Source organism: Rhizobium zaerense (assembly GCF_051810725.1).
GTDB classification, from domain to species: Bacteria; Pseudomonadota; Alphaproteobacteria; order Rhizobiales; family Rhizobiaceae; genus Rhizobium; species Rhizobium leguminosarum_I.
Genome location: NZ_JBPWQY020000004.1, coordinates 584,087 through 610,371 on the forward strand (window position 1 = coordinate 584,087; position 26,285 = coordinate 610,371).

The following is a 26,285-nucleotide window of genomic DNA, read 5'->3' on the forward strand; positions in this document are numbered from 1 at the left end:
GCGGCTAATCATAGAGCTCGCCGTGACCGATCTGCGCCTGTCTGGCTGGTGTGTCGCTGATCGAGGGATCGTCGGCCGGATCGGGATCTCTCTTGTTGGCATCGCTCATAAACTGCGCGGCCTTAAGCAATGCCGCGGTGATTTCTTCGGTGCCCCATCCGGCTTCATTGGCAGCTGCGATCACCCTTTCCAAAGCGTCGCGTGCGGCAGCGGTCGCCTCTTCGAAGCGCTGCGCGGGGAATTCGGTCTTCGGTGATGGAAAGTTCATCGGCGTTCCCTCCATGTGTATGGCAGTTGGAGGATGAACGCAGGTCGCGGGAAATGGATGCACGACTATGGTGATTTAACCCGCGGAAGCCGGTTCGTACCCAACCGAAAACGGTCGACGACGTCTTTCCCGCGTCAGATGACGGTCTGCAATAGAAACGGCGAGCGCTCCACTGGACGCTGGGCAAGAATCCTCAGCATTGCGGGGCCTTGTATGCCACTGGTCGTGCGCGAACGACCGTCGTGATAGACTACGGTCATGACCTGATTGAGAATATCGTACCTGATCTGTGCGATCGTTCGGGTGTGAACCGGAAAAATGAATTCATCGGGGCTAATTTCCAGCCCGGTGGTTTTCAAGGTCATCGCGATGCCTCAGCAACAATAGACATTTCGGCCCGACCGATGGTCTGAGCCCAACGGCGCCTATCAAGCACATATTGCTGCGACGGTCGCGTGACATCGGCGTGACACGCAGAATCGAGATAATCAAATGCGGGCCGCGGGTCTCGTAGCCGTCGGTCGGAAGCCTGGCGATGAGCCGTCAGTGCACCGTTCTGCAGATTGCGTGCACGTGGGCACCTTTCAGCGAATATTCAACCGAGCGGACCAGCGAGCGGACGGCCTCGTCCACATTGAAAACAATGTCTCCGAGTCGCTCAATCTCATAGTCGAGCTCGTACACTTCTACCTCGTCAAACTCTTCACTCTGCAGCATCCGCCGCATCGCCTCGATCAGACGCTCCGTCTGCCCAACGATATCAAGTGCACTTCTCACGATAATATCGAACATGTAATCCCTCGCTGATGATAGAGCGTCGGGCATATCGATGATTTTCGCAATCCTGAAATCTTGTTAGAGCCGGTCGCGGACAGAGTCATAGAACTCGCGCAATTCGTCCAGTGCCGGCCGATAGCGATAGCGCCGCGGCGGCTCTGCACGACGTCCGGTGAAGATAAGCGCTAACGCGCCACATACAGCCGCCACCACGACCAATGTCGAGACCGGATGACGCTTCACCGCCGCCTGCGTCTGCCGCATTGCGTCGCCGGCATTCCCCTTGGCCGATTGGGCGGCGTTGGCCACCCGCTGCTGGAGCGCGTCGATTTGTTTTCGCAGCGCGCTCAGGTCTTCCTGCAGATCAGACTCTGCCTGCCTTGGAACTCCGACGGAGGCGGTATTCGTATCAATGATGGCTTTTGGCACGGGCTCGCCAATTTTGGCTCCCGTGGTGTCGAGTGTTTTCGTTGCTGTGCTCTTGCGGGGCGGCATGATCATTCTCCTTCCTAATCTCTCAAGGGCAACTGCTCGTTTTAGTCGTCGTCGAGCGAGAAAACCGGGCGGTAATGGCGCTCCGCGATAAGCAAGCTCCTGTCGGGTCGGATGACGTAGATTTCCTCAACCTCGCGTCCCCATTGATCGGTGAAGGTGTGCGGGAAGGATGAACCTGCGGGCGACTTCGTCAACTTGGTGCGGGGCTGGCCACCATAAGTGATGCTGCCAGGAATGGGAGCGAGGCCTGACGACGAATAACCGCCTACACTCGTCGTGCAGCTTGTCAGCATAAGGGCGAAAACCAGCGCAAATCCTATCCTTAGCTGCATCGGAACCTTCACTTCTTCCTGTCCCCCGAGTGTTGCTCGTCTTTCGCCAAGGTAACCAGGCTTGAGGGACATTTGTTCCAGAATTTGCCTGAGACATGAGACAGGCGAGGCTCCCGATTGAACCGGAACAACCCCGTCATCGCGTAGCTTGGTCAGCAAAGGAGATACGCTGTTGCGGATTGCTGACTGGCGCAGCCAATCGACAATCGTAAGGGCGCCAAGGCGCTGGGACTTGTCAGCGGTATTAAATCAGGAATCGCACTGATGAAAGAATAGGATTTGCACGAGGGACTAAGAACAACCCGAACGCAGCATCAGCGTCCCAGCGGTGCCGGCGCAAGGACGAGTCGGCAGCGGCGGACGCCGCTGCCGCTACAGCTCATCGCTGCGACGCTTCACTGCGTGCTTCAGCGCAATCAGATGTTTGCGCCGCTCAAGCATATAGTCGGCATAGCCGACACAGATAAACAGCAATGTCGGGCCGGCGAAGATGACGATGAGAGCCAATGCAACAAGAATGAATGCGGTCGTCATGGTCTGTGTTCCATCATATTGGTCATGTTGTGCGGAAGGACCTCGTGCCTTCCGCCGATCAGTTTCCACCGCTGCGGCTGCCGCTCACTTTCGCTGCGGGTCGTGGCTGTGATGGCGATCATGCTCACCGCCACCGCCTGAGACCTTGCTTTGCGTGCGCCTGTCCGGCTCTGCCGCCGGCTTGGGTATTTCGAGCGGAGCCTTTGCGTTTTCATGCGATGCGCCGGGGCCACCCTGACGGATGGTCGACGGGCTCTTCTTCGATGTAGACATCGATGCCTCCTACCGGTCCTGCTGGTTACCCTGATGGGTCGTATTGATCTTGCTATTGCCTTGCTGCCCCTTCTTGTCGGGGTTTTCAGCGCTGCTTGCCATTTCGGCATCGTCAGCACTGGTCCTTGCTCGCTTGCCAGCGACGCCCTTGCCGCTGACATTCTCGGCTGGAACGGGGGGTAACCTGCTGCTCATCAACGTCTCCTCATTCAGGATCTCGATTGGCGCTGTGATCTGAATATTGCTCAGTCTGGACCGTCTTGCTGTCGAGGCCGCGCTCCTTGGAGTGCCGGGCCTTGTCGCGGTTGGAAAGGACCATGTTTTCGGGAAGCTGCTCCTCGTCGAGATTGGTCATCGCGCCGCTGCCGTCGCCCTTCCCCTTCGCTCCGGCGCCAATATGTTTTCGGTCGGCATTTGCCATAGTCTTTCTCCCTTCGGTTATCAGGTCAAACAATCAAAACCCGCGGAGGTTCCGCCTGAAAAACAAATCGCGACAGCAAGGGCGGGTGTTCCTACGATTTGTCCAGATGCCTGCGCAGTTCGTCCTTATGGATGAAGTGATCGGTTTTGCCCGGCTCATGATCGGGATGTGAAACCTCCACATCGAGTTCATCAGGAAGCGCGATCGCCTGTTTGGCGTTCATGATGCCCAGCGCAATTCGCCCTTCTTCGGTATCTACGGCGACTTCGACCAGCTGTTTCTTAGAAATCATCTCGAGGATCCTCATCCTTGCCTATTCAGAATCCGCCCATCTGCTATTCGTTCCCTCGCCCCTCGATTTTGCGGCCTTTCTTCTCCCATCGCCGCCGTTACGCGCTTGAGTAGCGGACTCGACGTCATATCCTCGAGCAACACCGATAGCTTCGGCCTCCAGTTCGGATAGCTGTCGCTCGTGCCTGGAATATTGGTCGGCTTTTTCTCGTCGGTGAGATCGGCAAGACGCACTGCGGCGAGAAGCGATGGAGTCCTGGCAATGAAGCGATAGGCGCTGACGGTCAGTTCCCGCAGCGCCTCCCGACTTGCCCGCGCGGTAAGCCCAGCGGGCAGGTCGAGGCCGGCCGCCTTGAGCGCCGCCTTCAGGCTTCTCCGCTCGCGCTTACGATGTTCGAGATGTCTTTCGGTAAGATCCGGCGGCACGATGCCGTGATCGCACCGGTCCTGAATGTCGGCGCCGCGCCACCAACCGGCAAGGGTCCGGTGGTCGTGCGTCGAAATGCAGGCCAAAGCGAGCACGGGATAGGTGTCCGCCGGCTTGAAGCCCTTCTCGTCCTGTTCATAGGAAAGGATGCGGTAGGAGAGAATGTGGGCTGCCGCCAGATCGTCCTGCAATCCCTTGGGGATCAGTCCCAGGTCTTCTCCGATGACGAGGCACCGATGCTCGGCGGACACTTCTGCGAGGATCTGCAGGAGCCGATCCTGGGGATAGCGGACATAAGCGCCGTCGTCTGGTTTGCTGCCCAATGGCACCAGGAAGAGGCGGCGAAGCGCTGCGGCGTGGTCGATACGAATGGCGCCCGCATAGCGCATGGCAGCGCTCACCATGCGCCGGAAAGGCGACATTTCTCCTGCCGCGATCGCGGAAGGCAGGTACCCAGCGAGGTGCCAGTCCTGTCCATCTATGGCGAAGGGATCGGGTGGGCTGCCGATCGTGGCCTTCGAGAGATAGATATACGGCTCGCTCCATGTCGCCGAGCCGTCGACCGCCTCCCCGACGGCAAGATCGAGATAGAGTCCGATCCGCAGGCCGGCCTTCCGCGCCCGGTCCGCTGCCTGCATCAGCTGCCGATGGGCGAGCCATTGCAACCACATGTGAAAGCGCACATCGTCCGCGTGTCCACGCTCGAATTCGGCGACGGCTGCGCTGTCAAAGCGCTGGAAATCCGCCGGCCACCCTTGCCAGCCAGCGCCCGCCCCCCGCTCGACCATGGAAAACGAAAGGCATTCGAAAAGCGCGTGCAGCCGCAAGCTGTTTCCTCCTTGCGCGACGAAGGCATCGAAATCAGCCGGATCATAAGCCTCGTCGATCACGCTGCGCCTTCGCCAGACCGGCCAGAGATCGCGAAGAGCCTTCAGCTTGATCTCTACGACGCCGACGTAGTCGACGAGATCGGTTTGGCGAAGGCTTGCCAATTTCCGTTCGAGTTCCGGGTCACAGGCAAAACCCGGCAACCGGTCGACCGCGACATAGAGTGGGTTGAGATGCTGGCGGCTCGAGGGCTCGTAGGGACTGCAACGCTCGGGATCGGCGAGAAACGGCGCGTGAAGCGGGGTGAGGCCGATGAAATCGGCGCCCAGCGATCCCGCGAGATCCGCCATATCCGAGAGATCCTCGAAGTCTCCTATGCCCCAGTTACGTGCCGAACGGAGTTCGTAAAGCTGCAGGCTTATGCCCCAGACCGGCGTTTTGGAAAGGAAATCCGGCAGAAATGACCTGGCGATCTTCTTGGCCGCAGGCTGCCGCCGCGGCGCACCGATCTCGTGATCAGCCGCTCCCGCCAAGTCGATCTTCAGTGCCTGAAGGATCTTGCGTTTGGTCTCGCCTGATATCGCCACCTCTTGATTGTCGGGACTGGGCCTGGTCAGGCCGATGCCGTGCCGGCGGGCGAGCTTGTCGAGGTCAGCAGATTTCATCGTTCGATCGCCTTCCTGTCAGCGCGCCATCAAGCCTCGCTGATGCTCCAGATCACCGTCCATGGCGCGAGTTTGCCACCATCGCTGCCGCCGAGACGGAAGATCGTCTCGCCGACGTCTTGCTCCGAGACGAGCGGCGCCGCCTCGGCGCCGAGGTTGGCGTGCAGATGAAGACGTCGGTTTTGCGCCAGGCTCCAATCCACCGCGAGCGCGCTTCCCGCCGAGCGATAGACCGCGTTTCCGGCGCCGGCGCCTTTGAGCAAAGGCACGATCCTGCGGTGCCGGAGGTCGAGAAGCGTCCTGTAAAAATCAAGGATCTCGGAAGAGGTGAGTTTCGACCAGTCCAGCTTGGCGGCGGCGAAGGTCGATGGCGCCGTCGGGTCGAGAAGATCGTTGGCGTCGAATCCCGGCAAACGGGAGAGCTCCTCGCGACGGCCCTTCCTGACCTTCTCGTTCAAGTCCTCGTCGAAATCGCAGAAGAAAGGGAAAGGCTCTTTGGCGCCCCATTCCTCGCCCATGAACAGCATCGGGATCTCCGGCGCCAGCAGGTAGATGGCGACGACGGCCTTGACGACATCGGCAGGGCTCGAAGCAAGTATCCGGTCCCCCAGCGCCCTGTTGCCGATCTGGTCATGGTTCTGGATGAAGGAGATGAAAGCGGTGGGCGGGAGGTGGCCGCTCGGCCTGCCGCGGCTTCCACCGCGGTAGGGCATGTGTTCCCCCTGAAACACGAAGCCTTCCGCCAGCGCCCGGCCGAGCTTGCCGGCGTCACCGGCGTAATCGGCATAATAGCCGAAGGTTTCGCCCGTGGCGGTGATATGCAGCACATGGTGGACATCGTCGTTCCACTGGGCGGTGAACAGCCTCACTTCCCCGTTTTCGTCACGCTGCAACAGGTCGCTGTCGTTTTCCTCGTTTTCGACGATCAGGTGCACATGCCGGCTGCACGCCGCCGCCCTGACACGCCGGGCAAGCGCGTGAAGCAGATGCTCGGCGCTGTCGTCCTTGATGGCGTGGACAGCATCGAAGCGGAAACCGTCGAGCCTGAACTCGGTGATCCAGTAAATGGCGTTCTCGATGATGAACTCGCGGATCATCTCGGATCCGTCGCCGTCGTAGTTGATGCCGTTGCCCCAGGGCGTCTTGTGATGATCGGTAAAGAGTGGCGCATAGGCCGGGATATAATTGCCGGCCGGCCCGAAGTGATTGTAGACCACGTCCAGAAAAACCGAGATGCCGCGCTGATGTGCTGCATCCACCAGCGCCATGAAATCTTCCGGCCGGCCGTAGCTGCGGTCCGGAGCATAGGGAAGCACGCCATCATAACCCCAGCTGTAACGTCCGGGGAATTCACTAAGCGGCATGATCTGCAGTGCCGTGACGCCTAGCTGCTGCAGATAGTCGAGATGCTCGATTGCCGCCTTGAAAGTACCCTCCGGCGTGAAGCAGCCGATATGCATCTCGTAGATGACCATCTCTTCCCAAGGCCGACCCGCCCAGCCGATCGTCTTCCAGCGATAGAAGGAAAGGTCGACCACTTCGCTCGGCCCGTGCACATCCTGCGGCTGAAACCGCGAGGCGGGATCGGGAAGTTCGAGACCGTCCGGCAGGACGAAGCGATAGCGGGTACCGACACTGGCATCCGCGACCGTATAGTGGTGCCAGCCGTTTCCGAGCGCCTGCATCGGCCGCGGATCAGCGCCTTCGAGTTTCAGCGACACGCTTTCATGCAAGGGAGCCCAGAGGCGAAACAAAATGCCCTCTTCGGTGAATGCGGGGCCGAACTTCATTTTGGTCAAGGGAAAGCCTTCGATGAAGTGAGATTGGATTTGGGTAACTTTTGCGGGAGCAAAAAGTTTCGTCAGCAAGCGGACGCGCGAAGGCGGCCGCTGTCACCATTCACCGAAACATAGAAGTCTGGGTCAGTCGAGCCAGGTCGCTGGCTCGCGCATTCCATGTACGACCACGACAATTTCGGCGCCGTAACTGGTCGGCTCATAGACCGCGATGTAGCGCCCCTCGACAAGTAAGCGGGCCGCGGGGCTGATTTCCGGGCGCGCAGGTCCCATTTCGGGATGAGCGGCGACCAGTTCGAACTTTTCAAAAAGTTTTTGCAGGAGCCTGTCGGCAGCCAGTTCATTGTGAACGGCGATATTGCGCCAGATATCGCGCATCTGGCGCTGGGCACGCGGAGACAACTTATATTTAGCCACGAACTGCGCGTTCTGCTTTCAGTTCTTGCAGGAAGGCCGCAGGGTCAATCTCTTCGGGTTCGCCGCTGGCTTTACCTTCGGCATATTCCCGCTTGAGTTTTTCCAGTTCAAGCGCGCGAATTTCCTCCCGCTGTTCCAGCAAGCGGAGGCTATCACGCATGACTTCGCTGGCGCTGGCATAGCGTCCACTTTCAACAAGCTCACGGACAAAGCCTTCATAGCGAGGCCCGATATTATAGCTGGAGGGCATGGCAATACCTTTCATCGAAGCCATGTTATCAGTTTTTGATAACCTGGACAAATAAAACTCCCGTCAACCGCCTTGACTGCGACCCGAAATTGCGGCGCCGGCACTTCGACTGTCAGGCCGCCGCGACTTTGCCCGAGAGAGCCTGATCCATCGCCGCCTGAAGCTGTTCCTGCGTGAATGGTTTCTTCATCCGCAGCATCCGGCCGAGGCCATGGTCTTCGGAAAACTCGGCATAGCCCGAGGCAAGGATGATGGGCAGGCCTGGAAAGGAGAAGCGAAGGTGGCGCGCAAGCTCAGCGCCCGCCATGCCCGGCATTGCATGATCGGTGATGACGAGATCGCAACCCTGTCCGTCGGCAAAGAATTCCAACGCCTGGGAAGCGGAAGATGCCTCTTGCGGCAGGTGCATTGCCGCGTGCCACGGCCGTGGTCACCTGGGCGATATTACGGACCTGGGCCGTGAGGTTGCCGCACATGGCGTTGACGGAATCGGTCAGGTCCTTCCAGGTGCCTGCCACCCCAGGCACCAGAGCCTGCCCGCCGAGCTTGCCTTCGGTGCCGACCTCGCTGGCGACGCGCGTCACTTCCGAGGCGAAGGACCTGAGCTGGTCGACCATGGTGTTGAACGCTCCCTTGAGCTGCAGGATTTCGCCGCGCACGTCGACGGTGATCTTCTTGGAAAGATCGCCATTCGCAACAGCGATCGTGACGTCGGCGATATTGCGCACCTGCGCCGTCAGGTTCGAGGCCATCGAGTTCACGCTTTCGGTGAGGTCCTTCCAGACGCCGGTCACCTCAGGCACCTGCGCCTGACCGCCGAGCTTTCCGTCCGTGCCGACCTCGCGCGCGACGCGCGTCACTTCCGACGTGAAGACACTCAGCTGCTTGATCATCGTGTTGACGATATCGGCCGAGCGCAGGAATTCGCCTTTGAGCGCCCGCCCGTCGACATCGAGCGGCACGGTCTGCAAGAGATCCCCTTTGGCAACCGCGGTGATCGTGCGCGTGACGGCTGTCGTCGGCCATAGGAGATCGTCGATCAAACCGTTGATCGATCCTTCCATTTCGGACCAGGAGCCGTCCGACAGGCCGAAGCGCACGCGCGTGCTCGTTCGCCCGTCCCTGCCGACCACCTGCCCGACGTGCTCGAGCTGCTGGGCCATGCGCTGATTGGCGGCAATGATGTCGTTGAGGGCATCGGCGACCTTGCCGGTGAGGCCTGTCAGGTCGGACCGCATTCGTACGGAAAAGTCGCCGCGCCTGACCGCGACGAGAACTTCCAGAAGCGCGCTGGCGTCGTCGAACGCCATTGTTTTGTGGTCATGCCCATTGAGGCTGTCTACCGCAACGCTGTCGCGCGCGAATTCGCTAGTTTGGTTGCTCACGAAAATTCCCCTCTTCGAACAAACCTAATTTAGTGCTCCGCCGGAAAAAGGCTATGGGCGTCCATAGGGTTGCAGAGAGAAGCCAAACCGAAGATCAACGGCCAAACTTTGCCCGCGCGGGAACAGTTTCCGCTCGACCGTCGTTTCCGCCCAGACAAGGAGAGTGACATGTCGAACGTCTCAAGGACAGGCAAAGAAGAGATCAACAATGCAACGAGCTCGACGACCTTCGGAAGGTCGGTCGAGAGTCAGGCGCAGATGCAGGATGCCGCTGCGGAGGCATCGCCCGAAACCGGCGGCGAGGTCCTCAATATCTATCGGCTGGAACCCATCGCCAAACCTGACGATCCCCGGTGGGACAATGCTCCCAACCACGGCGTCATCGTCGTTGCCGCGAGGACGCCCGGCGACGCCAGGATCGTCGCCGCGGCGCGTGAACTCGATTTCATGGAAGTCGATGCTGCGCCCGCCGAGGACGTCACCACGGCGAATGCCAGCGCCTTTCGCGACGACAAGCTCTACACAGTGATCGAGATCGGTCGGGACAGAAGTGATATAGAGCGAGGTATCCTCAATGGCACGGTCTCTGTCGACACGATCCGGCCGATCGAGCCAGACTAAAATCCTTCTTCACCTGGGAGTTCTCATGAATACCGCCAATCTGCAGCTCAAGGGCCTGATCATGGCGATGGCCTCGCTATGTGACGCAATCGTCGAGAAGGAACTGCTCACGCGCGGGGAAGTTGACGCCGCGCTTTCAAAGGCTCAAAAAGCGATCGAGGAGGATGACGACCACGAGCTGTCCGGCGCCAATCTGGCAGCGATCCTGTTTCCGATCCGCGTGCTGCGGCTTGCCGGCGAAGCCGGTCGCAAGGGCGAAGGGGCCACGTTTTCTGAATACGCCAAGCGCGTCGGGAAGCTCAGCTGAGCATGTTCGAAGACTTTTCTCTCGAGACCGTCGACGTTGGGCCGGGGGCGTTTCGCGTCCGTCACGGCGGAACGGGACCGGCCGTTCTGCTTCTCCACGGCCATCCTAGGACACATATGACTTGGGGCAAGGTGGCCGATCTGCTGTCGCCCTACCTCACGATCGTCTGCCCCGACCTGCCTGGTTTCGGCCGCTCCTACCTGCCGCTCGATACTCCCGACAGCCGCAACTCTTCGAAGCGCGCAAAGGCGGGAGCCCTGGTTGAACTGATGCTGAGGCTGGGACACGAGAACTTCGCGGTGGCCGGCCACGACCGCGGAAGCTTGGCTGCCTTCCGCATGGCGATGGATTATCCCGAACGCGTGCAGAAACTCATCATCGCCGACGGCATCCCCGTCATAGAGCATCTGGAACGCGCCGACTGGAAATTTGCCAGAGACTGGTACCACTGGTTCTTCTTCGCTCAGCCGGAAAAGCCGGAACGGGCAATCTTGGCCGCTCCCCTGGCATGGTACGACAAACTCTCGCCGGCACTCATGGGAAAGCAGGCCTATGACGACCTCGTCGACATCATCCACGATCCAGCAGCGATCCATGGGATGATCGAGGACTACCGCGCCGGCATCCGCATCGACCATCTCCACGACCGCGAGGACCGCGACGCCGGCCGAAGAGTGACCTGCCCCATGCTCTGTCTCTGGTCGCTGCGCGACGACATGGAACAGATCTACGGCGATCCGGTCGCCGTCTGGCGGAACTGGGCGGATGACGTGCGCGGCTTCGGCATAGACAGCGGCCATCACGTGGCCGAGGAGAATCCTGGAGCGCTCTCGCAGGCGATCCAGGAGTTTCTCGAGCACGGATAGCACCTGAGCTCGAGACGCACTCCGGTAGTGTCGCCATCCCGCTACCTGCGCAGCGTTGTCAGTTTTCGCTATAAGTTGATCTTTCCTCTCTTGTTTTAGTCCCACTCCTGTGGCTATACCCCGGCCGCATATGTACACGCACCGGGATTTCTTTCGTGACTAACCTCAAACCACTTCTGGCCGCCTGCGGCCTCTCAACCATGATCGGCCTTACCGCAAATCCGTCTTTGGCCGGTTCGACGACCTACCCGCTGACCCTGGAAAACTGCGGTGCGCAGGTGACGTTCGAGAAGGCGCCCGAACGGGCGATCGGCCTCGGCCAGAACAGCGCTGAAATCCTGCTGCTGCTCGGCCTCGAGGACAAGATGGCCGGCACCGCCTTCTGGCCGAGCAAGGTTCTGCCGCAGCTCGCAGAAGCCAATGCCAAGGTCAAGCTTCTGACCGTCGAGATGCCGACCTTCGAATCGATGCTCGCCGAAAATCCTGATTTCGTCGCAGTGGCTCTGCCGAGCCTGGCCGGGCCGAACAGCAAGGTCGCCAAGCGCGAGGATTTCGACAAGGTGGGCGTCGCCACCTATCTCTCGCCCAGTACCTGCCTCAGCACCAAGGACGTCAAGGACCAGTATGGCAGCCGCGCCGAGCTGTGGAACATGGATCTTCTCTACAAGGAGATCGACGAACTCTCTGAGATTTTCGACGTCGCCGATCGTGGCCAGGCGCTGATCGCCGACTTCGAGGCGCGCGAAGCCACGCTTCGCTCCAGCGTTTCGAAGGAGGGCAAGAACCTTTCCTACGTCTTCTGGTTCTCCAGCCCCAGCCCGTCGGCCGACGCTTATCTCGGCGGCAAGAACAGCGCGTCCGGCTTCATCGCCGACCTGCTCGGCGGACACAATGCGATATCAGCGGAAGCGGAATGGCCGACGCTCGGCTGGGAAGGCATCATCGCCTCCAATCCCGACGTCATTGTCGTCGCCAGTCTCGACCGCAACCGCTGGGAGCTCGACAAGCCGGAGGCCAAGATCAATTTCCTGAACACCGATCCGGCCGTCAGCCAGATCCCTGCGGTCAAAAACAAGGCGATCGTGATCATGGACGGCCAGGCGATGAACCCGACCGTCCGCACGGTCTACGGCGCCGAGCAGGTGGCCGAGCAGCTGAAAGCCCTCGGTCTGTTGAAGTGACGGACGCGGGCCGCCTCTTTCGGCAGCTGGGAGTGGTCACGGCACTGCTCTCGGCCTCCGTCTGCCTCATCGCGGTCGCCATCGGCGTCAGCGTCGGAATCGGCGATCTGCCGATCCCGCTCGCGACCACCTTTTCGGCCGTCACCAACCGGCTAGGCTGGACCGCGGTCGAGCTGAACCGCATCCATGAGACGGTGATCTGGGACTATCGCCTGAGCCGCGCGCTCGTCGCCGCCTTCTGCGGCACGGGCCTTGCGCTGTCGGGCGCGATCATGCAGTCGCTGCTGCGCAATCCACTTGCCGAACCTTATGTTCTTGGCATCTCCGCCGGCGCCTCCTCCGGCGCCGTCGCGATCGTCATCCTAGGGATCGGCGCCGGCGCGGTCTCGCTTTCCGCCGGCGCGTTTGCCGGTGCCTTCGCAGCCTTCTTCTTCGTCGCCCTACTGTCGAACGGCACGCGCGAGGGAGCGGATCGCACCATCCTTGCCGGTGTCGCCGCTTCGCAGCTTTTCAACGCCACCACGTCCTATATCGTCACCACCTCGGCCAATGCGCAGCAGGCCCGCGACGTCATGTTCTGGCTGCTCGGCAGCTTCGGCGGCGTGCGCTGGCCGGAATTCGCGCTGGTCTCGATCGTCGTCGGCATCGGCCTCATCGGCTGCCTGTTTTACGCCCGCGTCCTCGACGCCTTCGCTTTCGGCGACGAGGCGGCATCCTCGCTCGGCGTCAATGTCGGCCGCGCGCGGATGGTGCTCTTCGCGCTGACGGCAATGATGACGGCGACGATCGTCAGCATGGTGGGGTCGATCGGCTTCGTCGGCCTCGTCGTGCCGCATGTCGCCCGCTTTGTCGTCGGGCCGCTGCATGTCCGTCTGCTGCCGGCCTGCGCCATAACAGGGGCGATCTTCATGGTGCTCGCCGACATTGCCGCACGCGCCCTCATTCCGAACCAGATCCTGCCGATCGGCGTCGTCACGGCCTTGGTGGGCGTCCCCTTCTTCTCGATCATCCTCTACCGGTTCCAGCGCGCGTCATGAGCATCAAGGCCGACAACCTCACCTGGAAAATTGGCAGGAAGACCATTCTCGACGGCGTTTCCATGGAGGCGCAGCCCGGCCGGATGCTCGGCCTGCTCGGGCCGAACGGCTCGGGCAAGACCTCGCTGCTGCGGCTTCTGGCCGGCCTGAAGCGACCGCATTCGGGCCGAGTCACGCTCGACCGGAGCGATATCTGTACGATCAGCCGCGGGTCGATCGCACGACGCATCGCATTCGTCGAGCAGCACGCGACGACGAACGTCAATCTGAAGGTCGTCGACGTCGTCAAGCTCGGCCGTTTCCCGCACCGATCGATGTTCTCGGGCTGGACGAGGGCTGACGAAGAGGCGGTCGAGGCCGCGCTCACGCGCGCCGGCATGACCGAAAAACGCGACGAACGCTGGCAGAGCCTGTCGGGCGGTGAAAAGCAGCGGACCCATATCGCCAGGGCGCTCGCCCAGTCGCCGCAGGAACTGATCCTCGACGAGCCGACGAACCATCTCGACATCCAGCACCAGATCGGCCTGATGCGGCTCGTCTCCAGCCTGCCGATCACCAGCATCGTCGCCCTGCACGATCTCAACCATGCCGCCATGTTCTGCGACCAGCTGATCATCCTGCAGCAGGGCAGAATAGTCGCCTCCGGCGCACCTAAGGACGTGCTAAGCGAGAAGCTGCTGCGCGAGGTCTTTTCCGTCGAGGCCCGCATCGAAGCCTCGCCCCATCATTCGCGCCCGCACATCCAGTATCTCAGGTGACAGCGGTCGCTCTCACGTCACGATCTGCAGCGGCAAAGCGGTCGTCTTTTTGATGGTCTTGAGGACGATGCTCGATTTGACCGATGCCAGATTATCGGTGACCCGGATCATTCTTTCGAGAAACTGGCTGAGATGGTCGAGGTCGCGCGTCATGACCTTCATCAGAAAGTCGGCGTCACCGGTCTGCGAATAGCATTCCAGGATCTCCGGCGCGGTCTCGATGAAACGATGGAGCCGCTCGTTTCCGCCTTCCGTATGCGCGCGCAGGCTGACAAGCGTATGCGCAACGACGGTGAAACCCAGCTTCACCGGATTGATGATGGCGACAATGCTCTGAATATATTGCTCCTTGCGCAGTCTTTCCAAACGACGTGCGCATTGAGTGGCGGACAGGTTGACCTTCTGGGACAGCTCGCCCTGCGTCACCTCGCTGTTTTGCTGGAGGGCGGCAAGCAATTTGATATCGAACTGGTCGAGCATGGCCTGCCCTCTCATATAAGGGGAATTTCTGCGTAACATACCCGCAATTCGCCGATTGTCTGCACCGACGCGACTATAAAAGGAGATAATCGCAGAAATTCGTCGCGAAAGTTCCGCTAATCTCCGGCCAATGACATCAAAAAAGAGGTGGACCTGTGTTTGAGGAACTGAAGAACCGGCCGGCCGACAGCCTGCTTGCACTCATCAAGGCCTTTCAGGCGGACGAGCGCTCCGGAAAGATAGACCTCGGCGTCGGCGTTTATCGTGACGCCATGGGACGCACGCCCGTCATGCGTGCCGTCAAGGTGGCGGAGCGGCTTCTTCTTGAGACTCAGGACAGCAAGAAATATCTGGGCCCCGAAGGCGACCTGCAATTCGTGCGCCTGCTTGAGCCCATCATCTTCGGAAACTCCCCGAAAATCGCCGACCGCCTCGCCGGCATTCAGACGCCGGGTGGAAGCGGCGCGCTCCGACTCGGCGCAGAACTCATCCAAACGGCAAATCCATCGGCGAAGGTTCTCTTGGGGACGCCGAGCTGGCCCAATCACGCACCGATCTTCAGCTCGGCGCGCTTGCCGCTAAAGGAGTACGCTTTCGTTGACCTGGTGTCGCAGCATGTGAAATTCGAAAGCGTGGTGGACACCTTGTCTTCCGCCAACGCGGGCGACGTCGTGCTGCTTCATGGTTGCTGCCATAATCCCACGGGTATCGATTTCACCATGGAGCAGTGGCGAGAGATTACCGATCTCCTCGTTGCGCACAGGCTGGTGCCGTTCATCGATCTTGCCTATCAGGGGCTGGGCGACGGTCTCGAACTGGATGCCGCGCCCACCCGCATGATCCTCGATGCGGTCGAGGAAGCGCTGATCGCCTATTCCTGCGACAAGAACTTCGGCCTCTATCGCGAGCGCGTCGGCGCGCTCTATGTCGTGGCCCGCAATGCCGACGACGTTGCACAGGCCGAAAGCAATATGGCGGCCCTCGCCCGTGTCAACTGGTCCATGCCGCCGGATCATGGGGCGGTCGTCGTCAGGACCATTCTCGAAAGCCCCGAAATGACGGCAATGTGGCGCACCGAACTCGGAGAAATGTGCGAGCGCGTCAACGGCAATCGCGCGGCGCTGGCCGCTGCCTCTCCCGAGCTGGCCTTCATCAGCCGGCAACGCGGGCTGTTTTCCAATCTCTCCATGCGCAAGGAAACGGCGGTCGCACTCAGGGCAAACCACGGCATCTACATGGCAGATTCCGGGCGCATGAACCTTGCCGGCATGCAGCCGGCCGATGCCGGCGCCATCGTCGCGGCGCTCCGGGCCGAAGGCTGCCTGAGATCGTAACCGAACGCAGCATTGGAGGCTCCGAATGAGCAGGAAAGAAACGACCGGCCAGGCGATCACCCGTTCGCTTGTCGCCCATGGGATCGACACGGTCTTCGGCATCCCGGGCGCCCATATGTATGATTTCAACGACGCCCTTTATGATGCCGGCGATAAAATCCGGTTCATTCACACCCGGCACGAGCAGGGCGCCGGTTACATGGCCTATGGCTATGCCAAGTCCACCGGCCAGATCGGCGCCTATACTGTCGTTCCAGGCCCAGGCGTCCTCAATTCCGGCGCGGCTCTCTGCACCGCTTACGGCGCCAATACCCCGGTCCTGTGCATCACCGGCAACATCATGTCCCACCTGATCGGTCAAGGCAGAGGACAGTTGCACGAACTGCCGGATCAGCTCGCGACGATGCGCGGAATTACGAAAACGGCGGAGCGGATCAATCACCAGTCCGAAACCGGTCCTGTCACGGCCGGGGTCGTCGCTAAAATGCTCTCCGGCCGCCAGGGTCCAGGAGCAGTCGAAGCGCCATGGGACGTGTTCGGGCAATTCGGCCCAGAAACCGATCTGCCGGTCGGCACGAGAGCACCTCATCCGGCCGTCGACCCTGATCAGGTCGCTGCCGCGGCGGCACTGATCTCAGGTGCGAGCAACCCGATGATCATGGTTGGTGGCGGCGCGGTGGATGCCGGAGCGGAAGTCGCTGCTCTTGCGGAATTGCTGCAGTCGCCCGTCACGTCCCATCGCTCCGGCAAGGGCATCGTCGCCGACGACCACCCCAACTACCTGAATTTCGTCTCGGCCTATGAATACTGGCGGAAGACGGACCTCCTGATCGGGATCGGCAGCCGGCTGGAATTGCAGTTCATGCGATGGAAGTGGCTTCCCAAGGATCTCAAGGTGATCCGCATCGATATCGATCCGACCGAGATGGTACGTCTCAAGCCGAACGTTGCGGTGGTCGCCGATGCCAAAGCTGGAACGCAGGCTCTTCTCGATGCTCTGGCAGGTTCGAGCCGCACGGATCGCACGCGCGAATTTGCCGAACGCAATGAAGAGGCAAGGTCTCGCTTCTCGGCAGTGCAGCCGCAGCTCGCCTATCTCGATGCCATTCGCCAAGCCCTGCCAAGGGACGGCTTCTTCGTCGAGGAAATCTGCCAGATGGGCTTTACCGCCCGATTTGCATTCCCGGTCTATGCCCCTCGTCAGTACGTGACATGCGGTTATCAGGACAATCTGGGTTTCGGCTTCAACACGGCCTTGGGCGTGAAAGTCGCCAATCCCGACAAAGCCGTTATTTCTGTTTCCGGCGATGGCGGCTTCATGTTCGGGGTTCAGGAACTTGCTACCGCCGTCCAGCATAAGATCAATGTCATCGCCATCGTCTTCAACAATTCGGCTTATGGCAACGTACTGCGTGACCAGAAGCAGGCGTATAAAGGCCGTTATCTTGGCTCGGAGCTCACCAATCCCGACTTTGTCGCGCTTGGCGAGAGCTTCGGCATTCGAGCATTCAAGGTGACGAGCCCTGGAGAATTGAAACACGCGATCGAGAAAGCCCTCTCTCTCGACGAACCTGTTCTCATCGAGGTTCCCATCGAGAAGGGATCCGAGGCGAGCCCTTGGCCTTTCATTCATCCGGCTCCGCACACCGAATGAATATGCAAGGGCTAAAATCTTATGGTGACGGCCCTTGCAGAAAGATCGTCGACAGCGGCGGGAGCGTCAGCGACAGGGAGACGGACCTGCCGTGGGCGGGCACGGGTTCAGTCGACACCGCGCCATTGACAAGGCCGGAGCCGCCATATTCCCGCGCATCCGTGGTCATCCGCTCGACCCACACGCCGTCTCTCGGCACACCGATCCTGTAGCCGTAACGCGGCACCGGCGTGAAGTTCGACATGACCAGGACCGTCGAAGCGTGATCGGGCGCATAACGGAGCATGCCGAGGACGGAATTGACGGCGTCGTCGGCTGCCGCCCATTCGAAACCCTCGGGATGAAAGTCACCGAACTGCAATGCCGGCTCGTCCCCGTAAAGGCCGTTCAGATCCTTCACCAGCCGCTGAATCCCCACATGCTGAGGCCGGTCAAGCACATCCCAGCTCACCGAGCCGTCATGATTCCACTCGTCCGGCTGGGCGACTTCGCTGCCCATGAACAGGAGCTTCTTGCCGGGATGGCCCCACATGAAGGCGAGATAGCTGCGCAGATTGGCGAATTTCTGCCATTCGTCGCCCGGCATCTTCGTCAGCAGCGAACCCTTTCCGTAGACGACCTCGTCATGTGAAATCGGCAGAATGAAGCGCTCGGAATAGGCATAGAGCATGCCGAAGGTCATCGTGCCGTGGTGATAGCTCCGGTATACCGGATCCTTCTCGATGTAGCTCAGGCTGTCATGCATCCAGCCCATGTTCCATTTGATGTCGAACCCCAGCCCCCCTTGCTCCGGTGGCTTCGTCACGCCGGGCCAGGCCGTCGATTCCTCGGCGATCGTCATCGCGTGCGGGCAGCGCGCGTGAATGATGCTGTTCAGGTGCTTGAAGAATTCGACCGCTTCCAGATTCTCGCGACCGCCATATTGGTTGGGAATCCATTCGCCCTCGTTGCGGCTGTAGTCGCGGTAGAGCATCGATGCCACGGCGTCGACCCGCAAACCGTCTATGTGGTAGCGCTCCAGCCATTCCAGCGCGCTGGCGATCAGGAACCCTTTCACCTCTTTGCGGCCGAGATTGTAGATCAGCGTGTTCCAGTCGCGGTGAAAGCCCTCGCGCGGATCTTCGTGCTCGTAGAGCGCGCTGCCGTCGAAGCGGGCAAGCCCCCAAACGTCTGTCGGAAAATGGGCTGGCACCCAGTCGAGGATGACGCCGAGCCCGGCGCCATGGCAGCGGTCGACGAAATAAGCGAGATCTTCAGGCGTCCCATATCGGCCAGTTGGAGCGAAGAGGCCAAGCGGCTGATACCCCCAGGACCCGCCGAACGGATGCTCCATAATCGGCAGCAGCTCGATATGCGTAAATCCCATATCGCTGGCATAGGGAACGAGCCGCTGGCTGAGCTCGGCCCAGTCGAGCGATCTGCTGCCGTCCTTTTGGTCGCGAAGCCAGGAGCCGGCATGCACTTCATAGACGGAGAGCGCGCCCTCCAGCCTGTCTTGCCGGGACCGGCTCTTCATCCAGCCCTCATCCCTCCATCGAAACGGCGTCGACGATGCGACGATGGAGGCGGTGGATGGGGCGGCCTCGCTCGCCCTCGCCACCGGATCGGCTTTCTGCGGCAGGCAGGTCCCCTGCGCATCGATGATCTCGAACTTGTATCTTTCACCCGGAGCCAGCCGGGGGATAAACAGCTCCCAGACGCCTGCCGACTGTCTCAGCCGCATTGGGTTTCGCCGTCCATCCCAGGCGTTGAAGTCCCCGACGACCGAGACGCGGCGCGCATTCGGAGCCCACACGGCGAAACGAACGCCTGATATACCGTCGATCGACATCTCAACCGCGCCGAGCGTCCGGCTGAGACTATAGTGAGTGCCCTCCGATATCAGATGGAGGTCGAGTTCCCCGAGCAGCAGACCGAAGCTGTAGGGGTCCTCGGTCAGTTGGACTGCATCCGGCCAAGTGATCCGCAGCCGGTATCCCGTCCTCGAAGCGGCGGCCGCCGCAAACAGGCCGGACGGGTGGACGATGCTGAACGGCGTCACCTCACGACCGCTCGTCGCGTCGATCAGATCGACCGCTTCCGCGCCGGGCAAGTACACCCGCACGATCGTCATGCCGCCGCTTTCGTGGGGACCGAGGATCGAAAAGGGATCGCCGTGGCGGCCCTCTATCAGAGCCCAAAGCGCATCCTGTCCGATGCCTGCGAGAAGTTCCATGCGTTCAACATTCATGCCGTTACCCCCGCTAAGCGCGATGCGATTTCGGTAAGGCCGGCGAGCGGGATCGGCAGCCACTTCGGCCGGTTACGCGCTTCATAGGCGATTTCATAGGCGGCCTTTTCGAGAAGAAAGGCATCGAGGACCCTCCGTCGTTGCTCGGGCGGCATAGCGAGCGTCTTCGATGCGGAGACCGCCTGCCAATAGGCATCGAGAAAGGCCTCCTCGGCACTGCGCCCGAAGCGGGCGATGGCGTCCCGTCGCACCTCGTTCTCGTGTTCGGTAACCGCATCATTGTCGAGCTGCGCGGTGGCGACGAGATAGTTCAACGATCTTAAAAGCCCGGCGACGTCGCGGAGCGGAACGGTCTTGGCGCGGCGCTCGGCGAGATTTTTCGCGGGCTCGCCTTCGAAGTCGATGATGACGGCATCGCCTTCGCTGACCAGAATCTGGCCTAGATGGAAATCGCCATGCGTACGCGTCATCAACATGCCGCGAGTGCTCTCCGCCAGGTTTGCGCCAAGCTCGACGAGTTCGGCGCGGCGCTCCAGAAGCGGGCGAGCGAGCAGATCGACCGCGGGATCGGCACTTTCCTCGCGTTCGGTAAGCTTCGACATCGCATAAGCGATTTCGCCCGCCACCGCCTTCTTGATCGCCTCAACCTCACCGCCACCGGCGATCAGAGGGCTGAACGCCTCGTCCGCGTTCTCCCCCGAGAGGACGACATGCAATTCGCCGAGCCTCAGGCCCACCATTGCAACGAAGCTGATCAGTGACTGGAAGACATCATCGCCTGGTTCCACCGCCGGGTCATTCAGCACGAGCTCGTCTGCCGCGCGGCGCAAATTGCTCAACATCCAGTTCCAGGCGTCGCCCTGGTTGCGGATCGCTCCCTGAACGATGATCAAAGTCGAGCGACGCCCGCTGGAATCAGTGTGCGCGACCTCGCCAAGCAGCGGCGCGGTGTGGTCGTAGCCGGCGCGGGTGAGAAACCGCGTCATCTCGACCTCCGGATGGACGCCGGGGAAAATATGCCTGATCAGCTTGATCATCGCGACGTCACCGACGATCATCGAACTGTTGGATTGTTCGGCGGAAAGCCAATGGATCGGCATATCGTCGGTAACATCAAGCCGGTCGAGCCGCTCGGTGCCAAGGAATTCCAGCGTGCCGGTACGCCCGGTGATGATGGAGCGGTCGGCAAGCCCGCGCAGGACCCCGCGCGCCGTCGGCTCTACGGCAAACCCGTCCGTCAGGAAGCCGACCCGCCTGCCCTGGCGAACCCGCCCCAGAGCAAGCTGCTGCGTCAAAGCAGAGGGTTGCGCGTCGTCCCAGGCGATCGCGAGCGGCAGCTGATAGGATTCGGTGTGATCCGGCAGCACCGCTTCCAATTCGCCGAGAACGACACCATCAGCAAAGGGGATCGGCGTTGCCGAGATCAGCCGCGCCGCCTGGAGCGGCTGGTCCTTCGCCCCGAACCAGCGGCGCCTGGCGAGGTAAGCAGGCAGGATTTCGTTGCTGAGGACGCGTCCCAGCCGCGGCTCATCGACGAGATCGAGCAGGCCGCGGCGAATGACCATCGTCGTGAGGTCGGGCAATTGCTCGGGCGGCGCGGTGCGCCATGCCGGCGGATCGGCATCGGCCTCCAGCTGGAACCAGAAGAAGCCGTAGGGCGGCAATGTCAGGAGATAGGTCAGCTGACCGATCGGCGGAAAGGGCGACATGCCGGTCAGCTCGATCGGCACACGGCCCTCGAAAGCCGAGAGGTCGAGCTCGACCGCCTGAGGCAGCCGGGAAAGGTTTGCGACGCACATCAGCGTCTCGCCGTCATATTCCCTGAGATAAGCGAGAATCTTTCGGTTCTCAGGCGAGAGGAACCGCAACGAGCCGCGCCCGAAGGCCGGATGCCTGCCGCGCAGCGCCAGCATCTTTCGCGTCCAATTGAGCAGCGAATGGGCATCGGTGCTCTGGGCCTCGACGTTGACTGCCTCGTAACCATAGAGCGGATCGGCAATCAACGGGAGGACGAGACGAGCCGGGTCCGTGCGGGAGAAGCCGCCATTGCGGTCCGGCGACCATTGCATCGGCGTCCGCACCCCGTCCCGGTCGCCGAGATAGATGTTGTCGCCCATGCCGATCTCGTCGCCGTAATAGATGACAGGCGTTCCGGGCATCGAGAGCAGAAGTGCGTTCATCAGTTCGATGCGCCGGCGGTCGCGTTCCATCAGCGGCGCCAGACGCCGCCTGATGCCGAGGTTAATGCGGGCGCGTTTGTCGGATGCATAGGTCTCCCAGAGATAGTCCCGCTCGGCGTCGGTCACCATTTCGAGGGTCAGCTCGTCGTGATTGCGCAGGAAGATCGCCCATTGGCAATTCTCGGGGATTTCGGGCGTCTGGCGCAGGATGTCGGTAATCGGGAACCGGTCTTCCTTGGCGATCGCCATATACATGCGCGGCATTAGCGGGAAGTGGAAGGCCATGTGGCATTCGTCGCCCTCACCGAAATATTCGCGCGTGTCCTCCGGCCATTGATTGGCCTCTGCAAGCAGCATGACGCCGGGATGAGTGGCGTCGAGAGCGGCGCGGATCCGTTTGAGGATCGCGTGGGTCTCGGGAAGATTTTCGTTGATCGTTCCCTCGCGTTCGACAAGGTAGGGAATCGCGTCGAGACGGAACCCGTCGATACCGGTTTCCAGCCACAAGCGCATCACCTTCAGCAGTTCCTCCATAACGAGTGGGCTGTCGAAATTGAGATCGGGCTGGTGGGAATAGAAGCGGTGCCAATAGTAAGCGCCGGCAACCGCATCCCACGTCCAGTTGGATTTTTCGGTGTCGAGGAAGATGATGCGGGTTTCAGGAAATTTCTGGTCGCTGTCCGACCAGACATAGAATTCGCGCTCCGGCGACCCCACCGGGGCGTGGCGAGCGCGCTGGAACCAGGGATGCTGGTCGGACGTGTGATTGATGACGAGCTCGATGATGACGCGAATATTGCGCAGATGGGCGGCGTCGACGAACGCCCGGAAATCCTCCATTGTCCCGTAGTCGGGGCTGACATTGCCGTAGTCGGCGATGTCGTAACCGTCGTCTCGGCGCGGCGAGGGAAAGAACGGCAGCAGCCAAATGGCGTTGACGCCAAGGGCTGCGATGTGATCGAGCTTCTGGTGCAAGCCGGCGAAATCGCCTACCCCGTCACCATTGGCGTCGTAGAACGACTTGATGTGCAGCTGATAGATGATCGCGTCTTTGTACCAGAGCGGCTGGTTCATACCGTCGGGATTCAACGTGTCCATTCATGCCTCCGCTGCGCGAACGCGCCAGATCGCAAAGGGCAGGATCTGAGGGTTGAAGCTCACTCTCTGCCATTTGCCATTCCATCTGAACCGATGCCCAGCGACCAGATCCTCAGCGTCGAGCGCTCCACCGTCTCCGAGCGACCACTTCCAGAGCGGCAGCTCGACGTCGCTTTCCTGGAAGTTGTGCGGATCGAGACTGATGGCGATCAACAAGACATTGTCGCGGGCGCGGCTCGCCTTTTCGAAGAAAAGGATGTTGTCGTTCCAGGCGTTCAGCAGTGTCAGCCCGAGATGGGAATGCAGGGCAAGATTTTCGTTCCGAATGCGGTTGAGCATCCTGATCTCGGCGATGATATTGCCCGGGCGGTCGTAGTCCCAGGCGCGGATCTCATACTTCTCGCTGTCGGCATATTCCTTGCGCTTGGCATCGGGACGCCCCTCGCAAAGTTCGAAACCGTTATAGACACCCCACAATGCCGAAAGGGTGGCGGCAAGTGCTGCCCGGATCAGGAAGGCCGGGCGCGGCGCGTTCTGCAGGAAATCCGGATTGATATCATGGGTGTTGACGAAGAAATGCGGCCGGAAGAATTCCTTCGGCGCTGTCTCCGTGAGTTCCCGCATATACTGCTCGAGCTCCCACTTGGCATTGCGCCAGGTGAAGTAGGTATAGGACTGAGAGAAGCCGATCTTTGCCAGCCGGTACATGACTTTCGGCTTGGTGAAAGCTTCCGACAGGAAGATCACATCGGGGTGACGCGCTCTGATATCGCCGATCAGCCACTCCCAAAACGGAAAGGGCTTGGTGTGCGGATTGTCGACGCGAAACAGCTTGACGCCCTGGTCCACCCAAAGCTGGACGATATCCCTGAGTTCCACCCACAGCGAGGGCAACGCATCTTTCGTGTAGAAATCGACGTTGACGATGTCCTCGTATTTCTTCGGCGGGTTTTCGGCATATTTGATCGTTCCGTCGGGACGCCAGTCGAACCAGCCGGGATGCTCCTTCAGCCATGGGTGATCCGGCGACGCCTGGATCGCGAGGTCGAGAGCAATCTCCAGGCCGTGCCGGCCTGCCTCCTCCACCAGCTGGCGGAAGTCCTCGAAATCGCCGAGCTCGGGATGGATGGCATCATGGCCGCCGTCCTCGGAGCCGATGGCATAGGGGCTTCCGGGGTCATCTGGCCCGGCTTTCAGGCTGTTGTTGCGGCCTTTCCGGTTGGTCGAACCGATCGGATGAATCGGCGGGAAATAGAGCACGTCGAATCCCATGTCACGGATGGCGTGCAACCTCGGGATGACGTCGTCGAAGGTGCCATGTCGGTTCGGATCGCCGCTCTGCGAGCGCGGGAAGATCTGGTACCAGCTGGCAAAGGCAGCCGCCTTGCGTTCGGCATCGACGGCGCTTGCCGTCGAGCGAAGCCGAAACGGCCGCTTGTCCGCCTTGTTCATCAATTCCGATGTTCGGGCATCGAGCAGGATCGCCGTGCGCTCGGCATCCGAGGCGCTTTCGAGACTGCTGACGAGAACCTTCAAGTCGGCGCCGAGCGCTGCATCGGCAGGCGTCGCAGCCGAACGAACCAGGTTCAACCCCTCCTGGAGTTCAAGCTTCAGGTCCAGTCTCGCATCGCTCTTCTTCGTCAGTTCGTAGCGAAAGATCGCAAACGGGTTCTTCCATGCCTCGACAGCGAACTCATAGCGTCCGATGCGCTCCAGCAGGAATTCGGCGCGCCAGCGATCGTTTTCGACCAGTTGCATCTCCGTCTCGGTCCAATCCGCCGCATCGAGCGGCCGCCACAGCAGGACCGCGGCGATCGGGTCGTGCCCGTCCGCGAATATATCCGCCTCGACACTGACGACATCGCCGACCACTCGCTTGATGGGAAAGCGCCCGTCATCGACTCGCGGCATGATGTTTTCAATGGCGAGCCGCGGCGACGCCGTCGCCTGCGCGATGTCCAGCATAGGCCGGGACGTGATCGGCGCCGGCGCCCTGCCTTCGATCACCAGGGTTTCCCCTGCCCGCAGCCGCAGAGGGGTGCCGTCGGCTGCAACCGGAAGAAAACCGGAAGCCGCTTCGCGCAGTGCCGTTAGCGGAGCTGGCGCACTTTTCCGCAGGTCCCTGTTGAGCAGGATGAAGCGCACATTCTCGGCGCTGCGCAAGTCTTCCGCCGCCGATTGCAGCAGCGCCGAGACCGGTCCGTTGGCGTTGCGGATGAGCCGCAGGGATGAGGCTGGCGCATAACTGACTTTGCCGATTTCGCTGTTCGCAAGGCGAATTTCGGAAGAAATATCGAAAGGGAGATCATGGCGCAGCCCCCGCAAGCCCGTCCCGTTCCCATGGGTCGGATCGAGCGGCGTGGCGGCCCCATATTCGAAACCCATCGGAACCATCAGGCCGCCACCGAGCGAGGCGGCAAGGCGCAGCGCCCTGATAGCCCGTCGTTCGAGGATTTCGCGGCTCTGGGTTCCGTGCGCGATCCGCCTGCCGAATGGCGGCTCCGGAAAAGCGATCTGCCAGCCGAGCGGCTTCTGAACCCGGTGTTCTTCGATGAACCATCTCTCGTCGAAATCCCACCAAGCCATAGATGAAAAACATCCATCGAAGCCTGTATTCTGGACCGCGCTCCTCGCCCCAAAATCAGTGCCCGGCGTCCAGGCGAGGAATTGCGCGTCCGCCTTCTCGCGCACGGCGGAAATCAGCGATTTGAACGCCGCCGGCGCAATGCGATCAATCCCGAGCGCGCGGTAGCCGCAGAGGCCGAGACCGGCCAGCCCCCGCAGCCGTTCGGCCCATTCTTCCAACAGCCGGGATTGAGACTCCGCGTCCATCTCAGTCATCGGCCCTGCTGGATCCAGTGGTGAGCGTCTTGGGTCGACAGGGCGAAAGCCTGCCTTGGTATCCAGGGCTTTGCCGTCGAGCATCAGGTCCATCATCAGGGTGACGCCGCTCCTGCGGGCGGCCTCCACCATGCGACCCACCCCATCCTCGACTGCACTTCCGAGCGACAGTTGAGGATCGAGTCGATTCACATCCTGGAAGGAAAAAATGCTGCGCGCCCCGCCCCGATCAAAGAGCGGTGCTGTCAGCACACGGTCGAAACCGGTTTCCGCAGCATGGTCGAAAACCTCGCGCCATGCATCGATACCCTGAAGAAGGAGTGGATTGACATAATAGATCCGGGGTGGGGTGCTCAACACACCCTGTTTTGGAGAGAATGACATCGGCCGCCGCTCGAGTTTGGTTTGAAGGCAAACTTCTGTTGCCGGACGTTGTTCCACCAAAAGTTTCAATTCAGGTGGCGCCAGGCATCGCCGGCCGCACCGGCGCGGGACCGATGGGAGGCGCTCGACATGCACGTGAAAAGCCTTGAACTGCG

Annotated in this window: 26 protein-coding genes and 2 pseudogenes; 8 read left to right on the top strand and 20 right to left on the bottom strand. The window is 61.0% G+C overall.

Annotated elements, in window-relative coordinates; genetic code table 11:
* Nucleotides 1-4: 4 nt before the first annotated feature.
* The 16 genes and pseudogenes from ACS4RR_RS30700 to ACS4RR_RS30775 all read right to left on the bottom strand — a co-directional run.
* Entirely contained in the window at nt 5-268 is a 264-nt protein-coding gene (locus ACS4RR_RS30700; RefSeq protein ID WP_017967425.1) for a hypothetical protein, read from the bottom strand.
* 134 nt (nt 269-402) lie between these two features.
* On the bottom strand, nt 403-633 hold the full coding sequence (locus tag ACS4RR_RS30705; protein WP_162116354.1) for a hypothetical protein: 231 nt from the start codon (nt 631-633) through the stop codon (nt 403-405).
* A gap of 178 nt (nt 634-811) precedes the next feature.
* On the bottom strand, nt 812-1,060 hold the full coding sequence (locus tag ACS4RR_RS30710; protein WP_026154490.1) for a hypothetical protein: 249 nt from the start codon (nt 1,058-1,060) through the stop codon (nt 812-814).
* A gap of 63 nt (nt 1,061-1,123) precedes the next feature.
* Complete coding sequence (locus ACS4RR_RS30715) at nt 1,124-1,540, bottom strand: hypothetical protein (RefSeq protein WP_222295496.1); 417 nt, start codon at nt 1,538-1,540, stop codon at nt 1,124-1,126.
* Nucleotides 1,541-1,581: 41 nt separating this feature from the next.
* Nucleotides 1,582-1,872 carry a hypothetical protein gene (locus tag ACS4RR_RS30720; RefSeq protein ID WP_026154491.1) on the bottom strand — a complete coding sequence of 97 codons (291 nt, stop codon included), beginning with the start codon at nt 1,870-1,872 and terminating at the stop codon, nt 1,582-1,584.
* A gap of 372 nt (nt 1,873-2,244) precedes the next feature.
* Complete coding sequence (locus ACS4RR_RS30725) at nt 2,245-2,406, bottom strand: hypothetical protein (RefSeq protein ID WP_017967429.1); 162 nt, start codon at nt 2,404-2,406, stop codon at nt 2,245-2,247.
* Between the two features lie 84 nt (nt 2,407-2,490).
* Entirely contained in the window at nt 2,491-2,679 is a 189-nt protein-coding gene (locus tag ACS4RR_RS30730) for a hypothetical protein (RefSeq protein ID WP_080635731.1), read from the bottom strand.
* Between the two features lie 9 nt (nt 2,680-2,688).
* A complete protein-coding gene (locus ACS4RR_RS30735; protein WP_017967431.1) occupies nt 2,689-2,874 on the bottom strand; it encodes a hypothetical protein in 186 nt (61 codons plus the stop codon).
* 10 nt (nt 2,875-2,884) lie between these two features.
* Nucleotides 2,885-3,100: a hypothetical protein gene (locus tag ACS4RR_RS30740; protein WP_017967432.1), complete on the bottom strand. Its 216-nt coding sequence runs from the start codon at nt 3,098-3,100 to the stop codon at nt 2,885-2,887.
* A gap of 91 nt (nt 3,101-3,191) precedes the next feature.
* Nucleotides 3,192-3,392 (bottom strand): hypothetical protein, encoded by a 201-nt coding sequence (locus tag ACS4RR_RS30745; protein WP_026154492.1) that lies wholly within the window; start codon nt 3,390-3,392, stop codon nt 3,192-3,194.
* An 11-nt stretch (nt 3,393-3,403) separates the two neighbouring features.
* Nucleotides 3,404-5,311, bottom strand: a complete 1,908-nt coding sequence (gene malQ / locus ACS4RR_RS30750; RefSeq protein WP_222350921.1) for a 4-alpha-glucanotransferase — start codon at nt 5,309-5,311, stop codon at nt 3,404-3,406.
* Nucleotides 5,312-5,340: 29 nt separating this feature from the next.
* Nucleotides 5,341-7,101 (bottom strand): malto-oligosyltrehalose trehalohydrolase, encoded by a 1,761-nt coding sequence (gene treZ / locus ACS4RR_RS30755; RefSeq protein ID WP_456190595.1) that lies wholly within the window; start codon nt 7,099-7,101, stop codon nt 5,341-5,343.
* Nucleotides 7,102-7,233: 132 nt separating this feature from the next.
* The gene (locus tag ACS4RR_RS30760; RefSeq protein WP_017967436.1) at nt 7,234-7,524 is read right to left on the bottom strand and encodes a type II toxin-antitoxin system RelE/ParE family toxin; all 291 of its coding nucleotides are present in this window, start codon (nt 7,522-7,524) and stop codon (nt 7,234-7,236) included.
* Complete coding sequence (locus ACS4RR_RS30765; protein WP_020486220.1) at nt 7,517-7,774, bottom strand: type II toxin-antitoxin system ParD family antitoxin; 258 nt, start codon at nt 7,772-7,774, stop codon at nt 7,517-7,519. The genes ACS4RR_RS30760 and ACS4RR_RS30765 overlap by 8 nt, the downstream gene beginning before the upstream one ends.
* A 112-nt stretch (nt 7,775-7,886) precedes the next feature.
* A pseudogene (locus ACS4RR_RS30770) lies at nt 7,887-8,180 on the bottom strand (response regulator); the annotation flags it as partial.
* 1 nt (nt 8,181) lies between these two features.
* Nucleotides 8,182-9,159 (bottom strand): annotated as a pseudogene (locus tag ACS4RR_RS30775) (HAMP domain-containing protein); the annotation flags it as partial.
* A gap of 168 nt (nt 9,160-9,327) precedes the next feature.
* Between ACS4RR_RS30775 and ACS4RR_RS30780 the strand changes: the two are divergent.
* From ACS4RR_RS30780 to ACS4RR_RS30805, 6 genes are all read left to right on the top strand, one after another.
* Entirely contained in the window at nt 9,328-9,780 is a 453-nt protein-coding gene (locus tag ACS4RR_RS30780) for a hypothetical protein (RefSeq protein ID WP_162116350.1), read from the top strand.
* Between the two features lie 25 nt (nt 9,781-9,805).
* Entirely contained in the window at nt 9,806-10,087 is a 282-nt protein-coding gene (locus ACS4RR_RS30785) for a hypothetical protein (RefSeq protein ID WP_162116349.1), read from the top strand.
* 2 nt (nt 10,088-10,089) lie between these two features.
* On the top strand, nt 10,090-10,953 hold the full coding sequence (locus tag ACS4RR_RS30790; protein WP_162116348.1) for an alpha/beta fold hydrolase: 864 nt from the start codon (nt 10,090-10,092) through the stop codon (nt 10,951-10,953).
* Between the two features lie 155 nt (nt 10,954-11,108).
* Complete coding sequence (locus ACS4RR_RS30795) at nt 11,109-12,134, top strand: ABC transporter substrate-binding protein (RefSeq protein ID WP_456190578.1); 1,026 nt, start codon at nt 11,109-11,111, stop codon at nt 12,132-12,134.
* The gene (locus ACS4RR_RS30800) at nt 12,131-13,171 is read left to right on the top strand and encodes a FecCD family ABC transporter permease (protein WP_456190579.1); all 1,041 of its coding nucleotides are present in this window, start codon (nt 12,131-12,133) and stop codon (nt 13,169-13,171) included. Before ACS4RR_RS30795 ends, ACS4RR_RS30800 begins: the two co-directional genes overlap by 4 nt.
* On the top strand, nt 13,168-13,929 hold the full coding sequence (locus ACS4RR_RS30805; RefSeq protein ID WP_407768610.1) for an ABC transporter ATP-binding protein: 762 nt from the start codon (nt 13,168-13,170) through the stop codon (nt 13,927-13,929). The genes ACS4RR_RS30800 and ACS4RR_RS30805 overlap by 4 nt, the downstream gene beginning before the upstream one ends.
* A gap of 12 nt (nt 13,930-13,941) precedes the next feature.
* Here ACS4RR_RS30805 and ACS4RR_RS30810 read toward each other — a convergent pair whose 3' ends face one another.
* Nucleotides 13,942-14,409 (bottom strand): Lrp/AsnC family transcriptional regulator, encoded by a 468-nt coding sequence (locus ACS4RR_RS30810; RefSeq protein ID WP_456190580.1) that lies wholly within the window; start codon nt 14,407-14,409, stop codon nt 13,942-13,944.
* Nucleotides 14,410-14,564: 155 nt separating this feature from the next.
* On the opposite strand from ACS4RR_RS30810, the gene ACS4RR_RS30815 reads away from it, so the two are divergent.
* Both ACS4RR_RS30815 and ACS4RR_RS30820 read left to right on the top strand, forming a co-directional pair.
* A complete protein-coding gene (locus tag ACS4RR_RS30815) occupies nt 14,565-15,743 on the top strand; it encodes an amino acid aminotransferase (protein WP_407768612.1) in 1,179 nt (392 codons plus the stop codon).
* 25 nt (nt 15,744-15,768) lie between these two features.
* Entirely contained in the window at nt 15,769-17,397 is a 1,629-nt protein-coding gene (locus tag ACS4RR_RS30820) for a thiamine pyrophosphate-dependent enzyme (RefSeq protein WP_407768613.1), read from the top strand.
* 19 nt (nt 17,398-17,416) lie between these two features.
* Here ACS4RR_RS30820 and glgB read toward each other — a convergent pair whose 3' ends face one another.
* From glgB to ACS4RR_RS30835, 3 genes are read right to left on the bottom strand one after another with little or no spacing between them, the layout of a single operon-like run.
* Nucleotides 17,417-19,627 (bottom strand): 1,4-alpha-glucan branching protein GlgB, encoded by a 2,211-nt coding sequence (gene glgB, locus ACS4RR_RS30825; protein ID WP_456190581.1) that lies wholly within the window; start codon nt 19,625-19,627, stop codon nt 17,417-17,419.
* On the bottom strand, nt 19,624-22,905 hold the full coding sequence (gene treS, locus ACS4RR_RS30830; protein ID WP_456190582.1) for a maltose alpha-D-glucosyltransferase: 3,282 nt from the start codon (nt 22,903-22,905) through the stop codon (nt 19,624-19,626). The genes glgB and treS overlap by 4 nt, the downstream gene beginning before the upstream one ends.
* Nucleotides 22,906-26,130: an alpha-1,4-glucan--maltose-1-phosphate maltosyltransferase gene (locus ACS4RR_RS30835; RefSeq protein ID WP_456190583.1), complete on the bottom strand. Its 3,225-nt coding sequence runs from the start codon at nt 26,128-26,130 to the stop codon at nt 22,906-22,908.
* Nucleotides 26,131-26,285 lie beyond the last annotated feature (155 nt).

Coding starts and splice junctions, on each gene's coding strand:
- ACS4RR_RS30810 (WP_456190580.1), bottom strand. CDS start 14,409: ATGCTCGACCAGTTCGATATCAAATTGCTTGCCGCCCTCCAGCAAAAC.
- ACS4RR_RS30790 (WP_162116348.1), top strand. CDS start 10,090: ATGTTCGAAGACTTTTCTCTCGAGACCGTCGACGTTGGGCCGGGGGCG.
- ACS4RR_RS30720 (WP_026154491.1), bottom strand. CDS start 1,872: ATGCAGCTAAGGATAGGATTTGCGCTGGTTTTCGCCCTTATGCTGACA.
- ACS4RR_RS30710 (WP_026154490.1), bottom strand. CDS start 1,060: ATGTTCGATATTATCGTGAGAAGTGCACTTGATATCGTTGGGCAGACG.
- ACS4RR_RS30785 (WP_162116349.1), top strand. CDS start 9,806: ATGAATACCGCCAATCTGCAGCTCAAGGGCCTGATCATGGCGATGGCC.
- ACS4RR_RS30715 (WP_222295496.1), bottom strand. CDS start 1,540: ATGCCGCCCCGCAAGAGCACAGCAACGAAAACACTCGACACCACGGGA.
- malQ (WP_222350921.1), bottom strand. CDS start 5,311: ATGAAATCTGCTGACCTCGACAAGCTCGCCCGCCGGCACGGCATCGGC.
- ACS4RR_RS30805 (WP_407768610.1), top strand. CDS start 13,168: ATGAGCATCAAGGCCGACAACCTCACCTGGAAAATTGGCAGGAAGACC.
- ACS4RR_RS30705 (WP_162116354.1), bottom strand. CDS start 633: ATGACCTTGAAAACCACCGGGCTGGAAATTAGCCCCGATGAATTCATT.
- glgB (WP_456190581.1), bottom strand. CDS start 19,627: ATGAATGTTGAACGCATGGAACTTCTCGCAGGCATCGGACAGGATGCG.
- ACS4RR_RS30725 (WP_017967429.1), bottom strand. CDS start 2,406: ATGACGACCGCATTCATTCTTGTTGCATTGGCTCTCATCGTCATCTTC.
- ACS4RR_RS30780 (WP_162116350.1), top strand. CDS start 9,328: ATGTCGAACGTCTCAAGGACAGGCAAAGAAGAGATCAACAATGCAACG.
- ACS4RR_RS30835 (WP_456190583.1), bottom strand. CDS start 26,130: ATGTCATTCTCTCCAAAACAGGGTGTGTTGAGCACCCCACCCCGGATC.
- ACS4RR_RS30735 (WP_017967431.1), bottom strand. CDS start 2,874: ATGAGCAGCAGGTTACCCCCCGTTCCAGCCGAGAATGTCAGCGGCAAG.
- ACS4RR_RS30740 (WP_017967432.1), bottom strand. CDS start 3,100: ATGGCAAATGCCGACCGAAAACATATTGGCGCCGGAGCGAAGGGGAAG.
- treZ (WP_456190595.1), bottom strand. CDS start 7,101: ATGAAGTTCGGCCCCGCATTCACCGAAGAGGGCATTTTGTTTCGCCTC.
- treS (WP_456190582.1), bottom strand. CDS start 22,905: ATGGACACGTTGAATCCCGACGGTATGAACCAGCCGCTCTGGTACAAA.
- ACS4RR_RS30700 (WP_017967425.1), bottom strand. CDS start 268: ATGAACTTTCCATCACCGAAGACCGAATTCCCCGCGCAGCGCTTCGAA.
- ACS4RR_RS30765 (WP_020486220.1), bottom strand. CDS start 7,774: ATGCCCTCCAGCTATAATATCGGGCCTCGCTATGAAGGCTTTGTCCGT.
- ACS4RR_RS30745 (WP_026154492.1), bottom strand. CDS start 3,392: ATGATTTCTAAGAAACAGCTGGTCGAAGTCGCCGTAGATACCGAAGAA.
- ACS4RR_RS30820 (WP_407768613.1), top strand. CDS start 15,769: ATGAGCAGGAAAGAAACGACCGGCCAGGCGATCACCCGTTCGCTTGTC.
- ACS4RR_RS30730 (WP_080635731.1), bottom strand. CDS start 2,679: ATGTCTACATCGAAGAAGAGCCCGTCGACCATCCGTCAGGGTGGCCCC.